General features: G+C 68.6%; 12 protein-coding genes. 6 read left to right on the plus strand and 6 right to left on the minus strand.

Going from position 1 to position 14,509, the window contains the following annotated elements; genetic code table 11:
* Positions 1–3: 3 nt before the first annotated feature.
* The gene (locus RM543_RS09095; RefSeq protein ID WP_311690770.1) at positions 4–678 is read right to left on the minus strand and encodes an SDR family oxidoreductase; all 675 of its coding nucleotides are present in this window, start codon (positions 676–678) and stop codon (positions 4–6) included.
* Between the two features lie 200 nt (positions 679–878).
* On the opposite strand from RM543_RS09095, the gene nrdR reads away from it, so the two are divergent.
* A complete protein-coding gene (nrdR, locus tag RM543_RS09100) occupies positions 879–1,340 on the plus strand; it encodes a transcriptional regulator NrdR (RefSeq protein ID WP_311690772.1) in 462 nt (153 codons plus the stop codon).
* A gap of 29 nt (positions 1,341–1,369) precedes the next feature.
* On the plus strand, positions 1,370–2,452 hold the full coding sequence (ribD, locus tag RM543_RS09105; protein ID WP_311691358.1) for a bifunctional diaminohydroxyphosphoribosylaminopyrimidine deaminase/5-amino-6-(5-phosphoribosylamino)uracil reductase RibD: 1,083 nt from the start codon (positions 1,370–1,372) through the stop codon (positions 2,450–2,452).
* Here ribD and RM543_RS09110 read toward each other — a convergent pair.
* From RM543_RS09110 to RM543_RS09120, 3 genes are all read right to left on the minus strand, one after another.
* Entirely contained in the window at positions 2,449–4,479 is a 2,031-nt protein-coding gene (locus RM543_RS09110; RefSeq protein WP_311690774.1) for a capsule polysaccharide biogenesis protein, read from the minus strand. The two genes, ribD and RM543_RS09110, sit on opposite strands and share 4 nt — an antisense overlap.
* 7 nt (positions 4,480–4,486) lie before the next feature.
* Positions 4,487–5,632 (minus strand): polysaccharide biosynthesis/export family protein, encoded by a 1,146-nt coding sequence (locus tag RM543_RS09115; RefSeq protein WP_311690776.1) that lies wholly within the window; start codon positions 5,630–5,632, stop codon positions 4,487–4,489.
* A 147-nt stretch (positions 5,633–5,779) separates the two neighbouring features.
* A complete protein-coding gene (locus tag RM543_RS09120) occupies positions 5,780–7,090 on the minus strand; it encodes a capsule polysaccharide biogenesis protein (protein WP_311690778.1) in 1,311 nt (436 codons plus the stop codon).
* A 204-nt stretch (positions 7,091–7,294) separates the two neighbouring features.
* Between RM543_RS09120 and RM543_RS09125 the strand changes: the two genes are divergently transcribed.
* The 4 genes from RM543_RS09125 (at position 7,295) to RM543_RS09140 (ending at position 12,676) form a co-directional block, all read left to right on the plus strand.
* On the plus strand, positions 7,295–7,891 hold the full coding sequence (locus RM543_RS09125) for a riboflavin synthase (RefSeq protein ID WP_311690779.1): 597 nt from the start codon (positions 7,295–7,297) through the stop codon (positions 7,889–7,891).
* 201 nt (positions 7,892–8,092) lie between these two features.
* The gene (locus tag RM543_RS09130; RefSeq protein ID WP_311690781.1) at positions 8,093–9,118 is read left to right on the plus strand and encodes a ligase-associated DNA damage response exonuclease; all 1,026 of its coding nucleotides are present in this window, start codon (positions 8,093–8,095) and stop codon (positions 9,116–9,118) included.
* Positions 9,115–10,713 carry an ATP-dependent DNA ligase gene (locus RM543_RS09135; RefSeq protein WP_311690783.1) on the plus strand — a complete coding sequence of 533 codons (1,599 nt, stop codon included), beginning with the start codon at positions 9,115–9,117 and terminating at the stop codon, positions 10,711–10,713. Before RM543_RS09130 ends, RM543_RS09135 begins: the two co-directional genes overlap by 4 nt.
* Positions 10,714–10,855: 142 nt before the next feature.
* Entirely contained in the window at positions 10,856–12,676 is a 1,821-nt protein-coding gene (locus tag RM543_RS09140) for a M3 family oligoendopeptidase (protein WP_432280445.1), read from the plus strand.
* A 63-nt stretch (positions 12,677–12,739) separates the two neighbouring features.
* Here the strand turns inward: RM543_RS09140 and RM543_RS09145 are convergent, their stop codons facing one another.
* Entirely contained in the window at positions 12,740–13,453 is a 714-nt protein-coding gene (locus RM543_RS09145) for an NAD(P)-dependent oxidoreductase (protein WP_311690787.1), read from the minus strand.
* Between the two features lie 66 nt (positions 13,454–13,519).
* Entirely contained in the window at positions 13,520–14,497 is a 978-nt protein-coding gene (locus RM543_RS09150; RefSeq protein WP_311690789.1) for a Gfo/Idh/MocA family protein, read from the minus strand.
* Between the last annotated feature and the right edge of the window lie 12 nt (positions 14,498–14,509).

The raw sequence follows: 14,509 nt of genomic DNA on the forward strand, positions 1-14,509 counted from the left end.
ACGTCAGTTCGTCGGCATGAGGAAGATCTCGCGCACCGTGTTGCGCGGATCCGCGTTCAGCGCGTGGACCACGGCATCCGCAACGTCCTCCGCATGAAGCTTGTCCGGCTTGGCCTCGTCGAAGAAGGGCGTGTCCACCATCCCCGGAGCGATCAGGGTGCAGCGCCCGCCCCACTCCCGCATCTCCTCCGCGAGGTTCCCGGCGAGGCCGTGGATGAAGAACTTCGTCGCGCCGTAGACCGAGCCCTTGATGTGAGCGCGCCCGGCGGCGGAGCCGGTGAAGACCATGTGGCCCTTGCGAGCGCGCAGATGGGGCAGGGCGGCATGTGCGGTATGGAGCGCAGCCAGGACGTTGACGTGGATCATGTCATGCCACGCCTCCGGGTCTCCCGCCTCGACGCCGGCGGAGTTGGTGCCCCGGCCCGCATTGGCATAGGCCGCGTCGAGCCCGCCGAACGTCTCCACGAGACGGGCGATGGCCTCCTGCTGCGCCGCGAGATCCGTGACGTCGCCGGGCAGGGCGAGGGCGTTTTCGCCGATCTCGGCCGCGAGCGCCTCCAGCTTGTCCGCACTGCGGGCCATGAGGCCGACCTTCCAGCCGCTGGCCGCCGCCGCCTTTGCGGTGGCCGCGCCGATGCCGCTGGACGCGCCTGTGATGAAGAGAACCTTGCCTGACATGTCGCCTCTTTTCCGTGATCCCGAGAAATGACGCCGATCAACGCGTCCTCGCTGCAACGGTTTCACATAGATGATTCGGGCCACATGATGCGTCCGGCCATTCGCCCTACCCAATCCCTCGCGGCCTCCCTATAGTCGCTGTGGACAAGTCGGGGCGAACCCGACGATACGGCGGGACAACGAAGAGGGGGACGGCCTGGATGCGCTGCCCGTTTTGCGGAAATGTCGATACTCAGGTGAAGGATTCCCGGCCGGCGGAGGAGCATGTCGCGATCCGGCGGCGCCGTTTCTGCCCGGCCTGCGCGGGTCGATTCACCACCTACGAGCGCGTGCAACTGCGCGATCTCGTCGTGATCAAGACGAACGGCCGGCGCGAGGATTTCGATCGTGACAAGCTGGAGCGCTCGATCCGGATCGCGCTGCAGAAGCGCCCCATCGAACACGAGCGCATGGAGCAGATGATCTCAGGCATCGTCCGGCGGCTGGAATCCCTTGGTGATACCGATATCGAGAGCAAGGTGATCGGCGAGATCGTCATGGAGCGTCTGGCGTCGATCGACACGGTGGCCTACGTGCGATTTGCCAGTGTCTACAAGAACTTCCAGGCAGCGGACGACTTCGACAAATTCGTCAGCGAGCTTCGCCCCGACGCCAAGGTTTGAGTACGGTGCGACAGGCTGATGTCCGCTGGATGCGGGCGGCCCTGGGGTTGGCCGCGCGCGGCCTCGGCCGGGTCTGGCCCAATCCCGCTGTTGGCTGCGTCATCGTCCGGGATGGCCGTGTCGTCGGCCGGGGGCGGACGCAGGATGGCGGGCGACCCCATGCCGAGGTGGTCGCGCTGACGCAGGCGGGCCGGGCGGCGGAGGGGGCCGATGTCTACGTCACGCTCGAGCCTTGCGCCCATCACGGAAAGACACCGCCCTGTTCCGATGCGCTCGTCGCCGCGGGCCCCGCGCGCGTGATCACGGCCCTGACGGACCCCGATCCGCGGACAGCCGGCCAGGGCCACGCGCGTCTCCGCGCGGCGGGCATAGATGTCGTGACGGGGGTCCTCGCGGACGAGGCCGAGCGTCTGCAGGAGGGGTTCCTGGCCCGCGTCACCTCCGGTCGGCCCATGCTGACGCTGAAGCTCGCTGGCAGTCTCGACGGACGGATCGCGACCGCGTCGGGTGAAAGTCGGTGGATCACCGGGCCGGAGGCCCGGCGGCTCGTGCACGGGATGCGGGCGCGGCACGATGCCGTTCTCATAGGGTCGGGTACGGCGCGTGCGGACGATCCGATGCTGACCGTGCGCGGGCTCGGTGTGGATCGCCAGCCGGTCCGCATCGTTGCGTCCCGCAGGCTCGATCTGAATCCGAAGGGCCGCCTCGCGGCCTCGGCCCGGGATGTGCCGCTCTGGCTCTGCCACGGGCCTGACGCGCCGACGAAGCGGATCGCAGAGTGGACGGAGCAGGGCGCGATTCTCCTCGAATGCCCCCTCGCGGGATCCCAGCTCGACATGGCCGGACTGATGGCCGCGCTCGGCGCCGCCGGCCTGACGCGGGTGTTCTGCGAGGGCGGCGGGCAGCTTGCTGCGAGCCTCCTGGGCGCCGGGCTTGTCGATGAGCTGATCGCGTTCACCGGCGGTGTCGCGCTCGGCGCCGAGGGGTGGCCGGGGCTCGCGGCGATGGGGATCGGAGCGCTCGACGAGGCGCCAAGGTTCCGGCTGAACCGGCTCGAGGAGATCGGGGGAGACGCGGTGGCGTATTGGCGCCCGCACCGCGAAAACCCCTAGCGCCAGAAGGGGCCCAAGCCCGCCGCCACGCCTTGCGCCTTCGACAGGAGCCGCAGGGCGGGTCCCGTCCTCGGCCCGGTGCCGGCGGCCAGACGTTCGGCCACGATCTCCGGCGGGCAGGGCAGGGAGCTCACCGGGTCGAGATATCGCGGATAGCCGATGAGGGTGGCGTGGATCAGGCCGGCAAGCGCGGGGCGTGCCGTGCGGCGGGCCGGCACCGGCCCGAGGTCCCGCGTCAGCCCCCAGCCGGCATAGAACGGCGCGCCGAGGACGGTGACGGCGCGCCCGCGCAGGAGCGCCTCGAAGCCCATGAGGGACGTCATCGTCCAGACCTCGTCCGCGGCGTCGATCAGCGAGGCGGGATCGGCGCGGGACGCCACCACGTCGGCGATCCCTGCCGCGTCCGGAACGGCGCCGATGCGGAGGCCGGCTTCGACGTCGGGATGGGGCTTGTAGATCAGGAGGGCGTCCGGATGCGCCGCGCGCGCGGCGGCGAGGCAGTCCCGGTTCGTGCGGATGTCTCCGGCGCCGAGACGGATCGAGGCGTCATCCTCGACCTGGCCCGGGACGACGACGACGCGGCGCCCGGAACGCTCAGGCAGATCCGCCGCTCCGCCGGTGTTGTACTTCGTCAGACGATCCTTCGTGATCCGCGCGGCGAGGCGTTCGGCGCGGGCGAGGGCGTGCGGCGGCAGACTCGCGGACGCTGAGATGAGACGTTCGAGGCGGCTCTCCGTGCCCGGATCGTAGTAGATGCCGAGATCATCGGAGACGAGGGACAGGGGCGGAACCAGCTCCGCCCCGAGGCCGCGGGAGCGCAGGAAACCGTCCTCGACACGGCGAAGCGGGCGGTCCGCGATCGCGGGTGCCGTTCCGGCCCAGGCGAGGATGGGGCGGTTCGCCTTGAGGGCCGCACCCTCCGAGCCCGCGAACCGCAGGCGCCGTTCCCGGCCGAAGAACCGCTGGAGGTGGCCCCGCTTCCAGAGCCGCATCCCGAGAGCCACATGACCCTCCCGGTCTTCGCGGTAGGCACGTGCTTCCGCCTCCAGCTGGTCGATCGCCTCCTCCAGCGTGGCGCGGCGGCGGCGGCAGGGATCGTACCACACCGGATGCAGGATCATCGCGGCGGCGAAGAGCTGCGCCCGCGTCAGCCTGCGCTGTCGACGGTCCACGGGGAACGCGTCCTCCGTCAGCCCCCAGCCGGCATAGAACGGCTGGCCGAAGAGGACCGGACGGTGCCCTGCCATGATCGCCTCGAACCCGAGTCCCGAACTGACGGTATAAACCGCGATCGCCCCATCGAGGAGACGGTGGGGGGAGACGGGATCGGCGAAGAGGTGCACCCGGCCGCTCTCGTGCTCCGGCCCGAAATGCCCGGCGCGGCGTCCGGCCAGCGTCTCGGGGTGGACCTTCAGAAGGATCCGCGCGCCGGGATGTTCGATCTGGGCCGTGCCCAGCATTTCCGCGAACCGGCCCCGCACGTCGCGGATGGAGCCGAGGGAGGCATCCCCCGCGGTCTGGTCGATTACGAGAACGTACCCGGGTTCGGGCGGTTCGAGCGCCGGATCGTGGGCGCTGTATTTCGACAGGTCAGCCTCCCGCAGGCGCGCCATTGCGACGCGCGCGCGGTCCAGCAGGGCGGTGTCGTCGAGGGGATGGGTGGCGAGAAGGTGCTCCAGATCCGAGGGGCGCGAAGGATCGAAATGCAGGCCGCGTTCGTCGAGCGTGAGGCCGATGGGCGGCGCGCCGTCCCGGCCGAGCTTCACCGACCGCAAAAGCGCATCCTCCACCCGCAGGATCTTCGCACCGGTCCGTGACGCGACATGTTCCCCGCGGCGGGCTGTCGGGGAGGCCCCCCAGACGCCGACCCAGTCCTGGGGGCCCGGCCGTCCCGTCGTCACGCGCCAGCCGGCCGAGGCGAGGATCCGGCGGATGCGGGGCGCGAGAAATCCGCCGTTATAAACGAAGAGCCGCCGCGCCTCGGGGGACACGGCGGCTCCCTGACGGTCGCCCTGCGGCTCCGTCATTGCCGGATCAATTTCCGCCGGCGGCGGCGGCGGTCGAGGCGACCGAGTCGACCGTTCCGAGGGAGCCGGTCAGCGCCGCTAGCGTCTTCTGCCACTGAACGAAGGGCGCTTCGGTCACGTAGAGCGTGTCATCGTCCCTGATCGCGAAGTCCCGCGCCTCGAAGATGCCGTTCGGCTCGGTCAGGTCGAGAACGTAGACCATGCGCTGCGGCCCGATGAGGTCCGTCCGCCCGAGGACCTGCTGCGCGATTTCCTGCGGCTCGTTGCGGAAGACGAAGACGCCGGTCGGATCGGCGAGATTGGTCTGGAGCCCGCCCACCTGCGCGATGGCCTCGATGGCGCTGATCGTCTGGTTCTCGAAGGGAACGCGGTTCTGGGTGCCGGTGGCGCCGAGGACGGTGAAGTCCCTCGTGTCCTCTTGCACGAGGAGGCGGTCGCCGTCCCGGAGCGCGACGTCGTAGCGCGGTTCGGAGTAGAGGTCCTGGAACCAGACCTTGCCGGTATGGGCGCCGCGCGTGATCGTGACGACGGCGATCTCGGTCGGGATCACAACGCCGCCGGCGCGGGCCAGCATGGCGCCGAGCGTTCGCGTCGGCCGCTCGATCGGGAAGACGCCCGGCGCGCCGACGCCGCCCGCGACGGAAACCGATGCCCCGTCGCCCGCCAGCCGGCGCACGAGGACCTGCGGGTCGGGGGTCTGCGTGTCGAGGCGTTCCGTGATCAGCGTCCGGACGCGGTCGGGCGAATTGCCCGCCGCCCGGATCCGGCCGGCATAGGGCACGTAGATGAAGCCCTCCGCGTCGACCTGGACCTCGTCGAGGATCGTGCTGTTCATCCCCTCGCCGACGAGAAGGCCGTCATCGACGTTCTCGTACACGGTGAGACCGAGCGTGTCGCCGGGTCGGATCGTGTCCGACCCGATGACGCCGGCATTCAGGAAACCGGCGGTCAGGCCGTAGGACGGCACCACGGAGGTCGCGCGGGTGACGCGGCTGTTGACCGAAACGATGAAGGCGTCGCCCTGTCTCTGAACGGAGCCTGCGTAGATTTCGCGCTTGTTGGGGCCCGACCGCGGCAGCCCGCAGGCCGAAACGAGACCCGCAAGCACGACAAGGGCGGCGAGACGCGCCCACCGTGATGTTGCGATTTTCACTGCTCTGGCTCCTTCGAACCGTTATCTCTGCCTCGGTATTTTTGGGATCAAGGCTACAGCAAGGAGGGGCGAAGGGAAGCGGCCCACCGGCGGCGACCGGCCAATGTGTGGCTTTGCTGTCGCGAAACCGCCGCGCCTGGGCAGACGTCAGCGCACGATCTGAAGGTGCTGGCGGGGATGGGCGTTGCCGCTCGCGAGGGCGTCGTACGGATCGTCCGCGGCCAGCATCATGTCCACCACCTGGCGCAAAAGCTGGCGGCGGGCGGCGGCGGAATAGAAGCCGCCGGCGATCTGGCTGGTCTCGAGCAGGAAGGTGCGAAAGTCGCGATAGGCGCGGGCATCGGGCCGGGCGGGACGGGCGAAGAAGGCTGGCAGCGGCTGGTCCGAGACGAATTCGGATTTGGCATAGACCGCCTTGCCGAACACCTTGAGCGGCAGGCCGCGCCAGAGCACCTGCTGCGCCGCCGTGGAATTCACCGTGACGGCGGAGCGGGCGTGGTCGAGCAGACCGGCGAGCTTGCCGCCGCGGACGTAATGCACGCGGCCCGAGACGCCGTGTTCGCGGGCGAGGCGACGGATCTCGGTGCGCAGTGGCTTCCGGCCGTCCTCCAGCGGATGTGCCTTGAAGACGAGGTGGTGATGCTTCGGTGCGCCGCTGGCGAACCCCTCGATCAGAAGGGCGAGGAATTCGGTCATGGAGGAGAAGGGCGAATGCTGCTGGAAGCTCGCGTCATGCTCCAGTTGCAGCAGCGCAAGATGATAGGGAAACCCGCCGCCGCGGATCCGCCCCGTGGCGACGATCCTGTCCATCCAGTGGAAGGGCATGAGCATGAGGCGGCGGAGGTAGAGGCGGAATTCCTGCGATGCCGTCAGTGTGCGGTGAGGACGGAAATTGGCGTAGCGTCCGGTCCGCATCAGCAGCACCCCATGATAGAGGGCGCCGTAGAAGACGTGGTGGCGCATGTCTCCCCAGCGCGCCGGAGCGGGGAGCTGCTCCAGCTCGGACTGGTCCAGCGCCCGGCGCATGTCGGGTACGGAAAGGCGCATCAGGCGCGAATGGCCGTTCGCCCCGCCGCGCTCGTAGGTGACCCAGTAGGGCCTCAGGTAGCCTTCCTCGAAGACATGCACCGTCACGCCGCGGTCGCGCGCGATCTCCACGGCTCTGGCATGTATGGCGCGGGTGTCCCCGTAGAGGACGATGTCGGTGATCCCCTTGTCATGGAGCAGCATGGAGAAGAAAGCCGGCCACTCCTCCGCCGTTTCCCTGAAGGGGATCAGCGAACGGCGGTGAAACCAGAACGCATCGTCCCCGGCGTTGAACGCGACGCGCCAGACCTCAGCCCCCGCCGCGCGCAGCATACGGCCCAGGTGGTGGAAGAACGGTCCGTGCGGGCCCTGAAGGAACAGGAAGCGTCGCTGAGGCGCGGGCGGGAAACTGTCGAACGTCATCGTACTCATCTACCAACACCCCAACATGCTTTACTTAAAACCGGTTCGACGCTCCGGGTAAACCCGCTCGAAAGGGCAGGATTGGGACCGGAGGGCGGCGGCGACCGTTCGCTTGAGTGGCAGGACTTGTCCGCCGACCGCGCCGCAGTTACCTCGGGAGCATAGCGGGGCCGGACGGCGCCGCGACAACCGTCTTCAGGGGAGAGCTGCGCCATGTTCACCGGGATCGTCAGCGATATCGGCACCATCACCCAGCTCGAGGCGCGCGGCGATCTGCGCGCCAGGATCGGCACCTCCTACGATACCTCCGACATCGACCTCGGCGCCTCCATCGCTTGCGACGGCTGCTGCCTGACGGTGGTCACGACCGGCCCGGACTGGTTCGACGTGGACGTCTCGGCGGAGACGGTGTCCAAGACCAACCTCGGCACGTGGGAGGCCGGGGGGCGCATCAATCTCGAACGTGCGCTTCGGGTCGGGGACGAGCTCGGCGGGCATATCGTGTCCGGTCATGTGGACGGCGTGGCCGAGGTGATCCGCATGGCGCCGGAGGGCGACAGCCTGCGCCTGACGTTCCGCGCGCCGGAAGAGCTCGCCCGTTTCATCGCGCCCAAGGGCTCCGTGACCCTGAACGGCACGTCGCTCACGGTGAACGAGGTCGAGGGCGCCGAGTTCGGCGTGAACCTCATTCCACATACCCGCGAAGTCACCACATGGGGGCGTGTCGCCGAGGGCGATCTGATCAACCTCGAGATCGACACGCTCGCGCGCTATGTGGCCCGCATGGTCGAGGCCGGCGGCGCGATGTGACTTGGGCCGCCCCGCGCTGGCGGGGCGGTGCACTGCAATCGCGGGTCGCAGGCACCGGGACGCAGGGGCCTCCGCCGGGCGGGCGCGATCCGGTCTGCCCCGGACCCACGTTCCGCCGCGGCCGCCCGGCCCGCCTCCGCACCCGCCTCCATCCCTCGAACGGGGCGTGACGCGGCGGCCACGCGGGTTATCTACCCTCGCATGGCCAGCACTCCCGTTCTTACCGTCACGGACAAGGGGATCTATTGCCCCGCCGGCGACTTCTTCATCGACCCGTGGCGCCCCGTCGACCGGGCGCTGATCACCCATGGTCACGCGGATCACGCCCGCTCTGGCCACGCGCGCTATCTCGCGACGCGAGCGGCGGCGCCCGTGATGCGACATCGCTTGGGGGATATCCGCCTCGACGAGATCGAGTACGGCGAGGTGCGCACCATCGGGAACGCAGAGGTGTCCTACCATCCCGCGGGCCACGTGCCGGGCTCGGCGCAGGTCCGGGTTGAGGTCGGCGGCGAGGTCTGGGTCGTCTCGGGAGATTACAAGACGGAGGCGGACGGGCTGTCCGAGCCGTTCGAGCCGGTCCGCTGCCATGCCTTCGTCACCGAATGCACCTTCGGACTGCCGATCTTCGAATGGGACCCGCAGGCGGAGGTGATCGCCGATATCAATGCCTGGTGGGCGGCGAACCAGTCGGAGGGCCGGACGTCGGTCCTCGGCGCCTATGCTCTTGGAAAGGCGCAGCGGATCCTCGCGAATATCGACGCGTCACAGGGTCCGATCCTGACGCACGGGGCTGTCGAGGCGACGAACGACGTCCTCCGGGGGCAGGGGATCGCGCTCCCCGAGACGATCCGCGTCACCCCCGAGACGAAGCCGAAGGATTACCCCGGCGCGCTCGTCCTCGCGACGCCCTCGGCGCTCGGCACACCCTGGATGCGCCGCTTCGGCGCCGCCTCCTCGGCCTTCGCCTCGGGATGGATGCGCCTGCGCGGGGTCAGGCGGCGGCGCTCGGCGGACCGCGGGTTCGTCATGTCCGACCATGCCGACTGGGACGGTCTGAACGCGGCCATCCGAGAGACCGGCGCGGAGACGGTGCTCGTCACCCACGGGTACACGTCGATCTTCCGCCGCTGGCTGGAAGAGCAGGGGTACGACGCCCGCATCGTCGAGACCGAGTACGAGGGCGAGAGCCTCGAGGGGCAGGGCGAGGAGGAGGAGGCGGCATGAAGCGGTTCGCGCGGCTCTTCACCGCCCTCGACCAGACGACGAAGACCAACGCCAAGGTCGCTGCGCTTGCGGCGTACCTCCAGGAGGCGCCCGAGGCGGACAGGCTCTGGACCGTCGCGCTCCTCTCCGGCCGTCGCCCCAAGCGGACGGTCACCTCGACGCTCCTGCGCGAATGGGCGGCGGAGCGGGCGGGCCTGCCGCTCTGGCTGTTCGAGGAAAGCTATCCCATCGTCGGCGATCTGGCCGAGACCATCGCGCTCATCCTGCCAGAGGGAGGGGGCGGCGACGACCGTCCACTGGCGGAGTGGATCGCCGTGATACAGGCGCTGCCGAAGATGGACGAGGCGGAGCGCAAGGCGACCATTCTCGCCGCATGGGACGGGCAGGGACCGGTCGAGCGGTTCGTCTTCAACAAGCTGATGACCGGCGGCTTCCGCATGGGCGTGTCGCAGAAGCTGATGACGCGGGCGCTTGCGCAGGCCACCGGGATCGACGAGCCCGACCTCGCGCACCGCCTGATGGGGGACTGGTCGCCGCAGACGACGACATGGGACGCCCTCATCGTCGCGCATGACCCGTCGGCGGACCTGTCGCGGCCCTATCCCTTCTATCTCGCCTACCAGCTCGACGCCGGACCCGAGGAGCTGGGCGCGCCCTCGGACTGGGCGGCGGAGTACAAGTGGGACGGCATCCGCGGACAGCTCGTCCTGCGCGGCGGGGAGCATCATGTCTGGTCCCGCGGCGAGGAGCTGATGACGGACCGGTTCCCGGAGCTCGCCGTCACGCGGGATTTCGTGCCGCCAGGCACCGTGATCGACGGTGAACTCCTCGCCTGGGAAGAGGGGGCGGACGCCCCGATGTCGTTCAATGCGCTGCAGAAGCGGATCGGGCGGAAGACGGTGCCGAAGGCGCTCCTGCGCGACGCCCCCGTCGTGATCCGCGCCTACGACCTTCTGGAATGGGACGGCGAGGACATCCGCGCCCGGCCTTTCGACGAGCGCCGGGCGCTGCTCGACGCGGCTCTGGCGGACCTGCCCCCTGAATGCCCGATCAGGCCCTCGCCGCTCCTGACGTTCGAGACGTGGGACGCGCTTGCGGCCTTGCGCGCAGAGAGCCGGGAGCGGCAGGCCGAGGGCGTCATGCTCAAGCGCCGCGCGTCCCCCTACCTCTCGGGCCGGAAGAAAGGGGATTGGTGGAAATGGAAGGTCGATCCGCTGATGATCGACGCGGTGATGATCTACGCCCAGCAGGGGCATGGCCGCCGCGCCAACCTCTTCACAGATTTCACCTTCGCAGTCCGGGACGGCGAGGCGCTGGTCCCGTTCACCAAGGCGTATTCGGGCCTGACCGACGCGGAATTCCGCAAGATCACCGCCTGGGTGCGCAAGAACACGCTGGAACGCTACGGGCCGGTGCGGCAGGTGAAGCCGGTCCACGTCTTCGAGATCGCCTTCGAGGGGATCCAGAAGAGCCCGCGGCACAAGTCCGGCGTGGCGCTCCGCTTCCCCCGCATGAGCCGCTGGCGCCTCGACAAGCCCGCCGAGGAGGCAAACACGCTGGACGATCTGAAGGAGATGCTGGCGGCGTACGGATGAGAGCCGCCGGGCGGACTTGACCAGCCGGCCCTTGATCGAGGGCAGGGCGCCAGGACCGTCTCGCCGCCCCGTCTTGCCTCCCGCCGCCAACCCTCCTAACCCTTGGACCCTCAAACGACGCTGCCACGCCATGGAGGCCCCGATGTTCGACCCCAAGCCGCTCCGCGATGCAAATGCCACGGCCGGGGAGCGCGATTTCGGCGATCTGCCGGAATGGGATCTGAGCGATCTCTACCCCGCGCCGGACAGTGCCGAGTTCAAGCGCGATCTCGACTGGCTAGAGGAGGCGTGCCGCTCCTTCGCGGAGGATTTCGAGGGCAAGCTGGCCTCGCTGGGCAGCGCCGGGATGCTCGATTGCGTCCTGCGCTACGAGCGGATCGACATCGTCGCCGGGCGCCTGATGTCCTATGCCGGCTTGCGCTACTACCAGAACACCACCGACGGCGAACGCGCCAAGTTCATCGGCGATGCGCAGCAGAAGGTGACGGACTACACCACGCCGCTCGTTTTCTTCTCGCTGGAGATGAACCGGATCGAGGATGCCCATCTCGAGGATCTTCTGTCCCACAATGACGATCTGGCGCGCTATCGCCCGATCTTCGAGCGGATGCGGGCGATGCGGCCCTACCAGCTCTCGGACGAGCTCGAGAAGTTCCTGCACGACCAGTCGACCGTCGGCGCCTCCGCCTGGAACCGCCTCTTCGACGAGACCATGGCGGGCCTCGAATTCACCGTCGAGGGCGAGACACGGAGCCTCGAAGCGACGCTCGACCTCCTGACGAGCCGCGCCCGCGAGACCCGCGAGGCCGCGGCGCGCGAACTGGCGCGCGTCTTCGGGCAGAACGTCCGGCTCTTCGCGCGGGTGCACAACACCCTCGCCAAGGAGAAGGAGATCGAGGATCGCTGGCGCTCCATGCCGACGCCGCAGACGGGCCGGCACCTGTCCAACCATGTCGAGCCCGAGGTGGTCGAAGCGCTGCGCAATGCCGTGGTGAACGCCTATCCGCGCCTCTCGCACCGGTACTACGAGCTCAAGCGCAAGTGGATGGGGCTGGACACGCTGGAGGTCTGGGACCGCAACGCGCCCCTGCCGATGGAGACCGAGCGCGTCATCGGCTGGAACGAGGCGCAGGAGATGGTGATGTCCGCCTATGCCGGGTTCGACCCGCGCATGGCGGAGCTGGCCGAGCCGTTTTTCTCTAAGGGCTGGACCGATGCCGCGGTGAAGCCGGGCAAGGCGCCGGGCGCCTTCGCGCATCCGACCGTGGTCGACGTGCATCCCTACGTGATGCTGAACTACCTCGGCAAACCGCGCGACGTGATGACGCTGGCGCACGAGCTTGGCCACGGCGTCCACCAGCGCCTCGCGGCCGGGCAGGGGGAACTCCTGGCCAACACGCCCCTGACGCTGGCCGAGACGGCGTCCGTTTTCGGAGAGATGCTGACCTTCCGCAAGATGCTCGCCGCCGCCCGGACCGATGCCGAGCGCAAGGTCCTGCTCGCGGGCAAGGTCGAGGACATGATCAACACGGTCGTCCGGCAGATCGCGTTCTACGATTTCGAATGCAAGCTGCACGAGGCGCGTCGCCATGGCGAGCTTACGGTGGAGGACATCAACGCGCTGTGGATGAGCGTGCAGGGGGAGAGCCTCGGGCCCGCATTCTCCTTCATGGAGGGCTACGAGACGTTCTGGACCTACGTCCCGCACTTCGTGCATTCGCCCTTCTACGTCTATGCCTATGCCTTCGGGGACGGCCTCGTGAACGCGCTTTACGCCTCCTACGAGGAAGCGCCGGAGGGCTTTCAGGAGAAGTACTTCGAGATGCTGAAGGCCGGCGGCTCCAAGCACCACAAGGAACTTCTGGCGCCGTTCGGTCTCGATGCCTCCGACCCCGCGTTCTGGGACAAGGGCCTGTCGATGATCTCGGGCTTCATCGACGAGCTGGAGGCGATGGAAGACTGAGCGCCCGGCTGCACCCCAGAGCGGGACCGGGCGTGCCGACGCGCGCCCGGTCGCTGGAAGCTCTTATCCCGCCAGCTCCTTGAACAGCTCCTTCGGCGAGGACTTCTCGGACGCTTCCCGTCGCCCGATTGCCGGGGTCTGGCGGGACCATTCGCCGCTCTCGGCAAGGCGCACCATGAAGTCTCCGAGATCGGCGTGGCGGGTTCGCACGACCTCTTTCGGCAGACTGTCCGGGAACACCTGGTAATCGCCGGTGACCTCGCCATCCATGAGCCACCCGGGGCGGGCCGCGGTCCAGTTGAGCCAGTCGTCCGACGCCTCCAGCATGTGCTCCATCGCGCCCATCTGGTCGTAGACCCGGCGGAGGGCATTCATCGCGGACATCTGGAACCAGATTGGGCCATGGCGCCGCTGCTCCACGAACGCCGCGGATATGACGATGAGGCGGGAGAGACCGGCTTTCCGCATCCCCGTGATCGTATTGCGCACGCCGCGAGTATAGAGCGGTGGCGGGTCAAAGGCCGTCTTCAGCGACAGGGGCACGCCGATGGCCGACACGACGGCATCCGCGCCCTCGAGCTGCGGCGCGAGGTCTCCCGACATCACGTCCAGGTCCCGCGCCTCGATATCCGGGTCCTGCGGCGTCTCGTCCTGTGACCAATGCGGTTCACACGCGATCACCTTGTGCCCGCGGCGGCGGGCGGCCTGCACCGCGTCGCGTCCCGTCGCGCCGTTCGCCCCGATCACAAGGATGGTCTTTCGCCCTGGTTCGCTCATCGCGCCTCTCCTGAAGCTCAAATCCGCAGCCCAACAGGCCCAGGCGCCTTGCGTTCCCCTGGGGCGCTATTTCGGCGGATTTCCCGCCGCGTAGACGCTGTCGATGACAGCCTGGGTGCCCCGCGCGTCCTCCAGCGTCCAGGGAAACGGCCGCTCGCCGCGGATCGCCGCGCCGAATGCCTCGACCTGGAGCACGTACTGGGCGGCGTCCGGGAAGCGCTCTTCCGTCACCGTCATGCCATGGCGCAGGGAGATCCGTGCTTCGCCGTAGGACTGCGCGTTGAACGGTGTGTGCACCTCGATCGCGCCGGCGTCGCCCAGGAAGACCATGCGTTGCGCATTGTCGATCCTCATGGTGGTCAGCCAGTTCGCGGTAAATCCCGGGAAACGGGCGGCGACGGAGGCAGAAACATCGACGCCGTTCTCCCATGTCAGATCCGCGGCGGTGATCTCGGCCGGCTCTTCCCCCGTGGCCCAGCGTGTCGAGCCGTAGAGGTAGACCCCGATATCGGGAATGATCCCACCGCCGTCACCGGCGCGGTTGCGGATGTTCGACAAATCGACGTTGTTGAAGCCGAAGAAGCCCGTGACATGCCGCAGCGTCCCGATCGAGCCGCCCTTCAGCATCTCCCGCACGCGCTGCCATTGGGGGTGATGCACGATCATGTAGGCCTCGGCGGCCTGCAATCCGGTCTCGTCCCGCACCGCGATCAGCCGGTCGATCTCCTCGGCCTTCATGGCGATGGGTTTCTCGGTCAGGACGTGCTTGCCCGCTCGGAGCGCCTTCTCGGTCCACTCGACATGGAGCGCGTTCGGCAGGGGGATATAGACCGCGTCGATGTCCGGGTCCTGCAGGACGGCATCGTAACCGTCGAGGATGCGCAGATCCGGGTTCAGGGACTGGAACGGCGCGGCCTTCTCGGGCGAGGAGGTGCCGAGCGCGGCGAGAACGGCGCCCCTTGCGCTGTGGATCGCAGGGGCCATCTGCCGCTGCGCGAAGTCTGCTGCGCCGAGGATGCCCCAGCGGATCGGTTGTTCGCTCATGCGTTTTCCTCC

This window comes from Tropicimonas omnivorans (assembly GCF_031846565.1).
Lineage (GTDB): Bacteria > Pseudomonadota > Alphaproteobacteria > Rhodobacterales > Rhodobacteraceae > Tropicimonas_B > Tropicimonas_B omnivorans.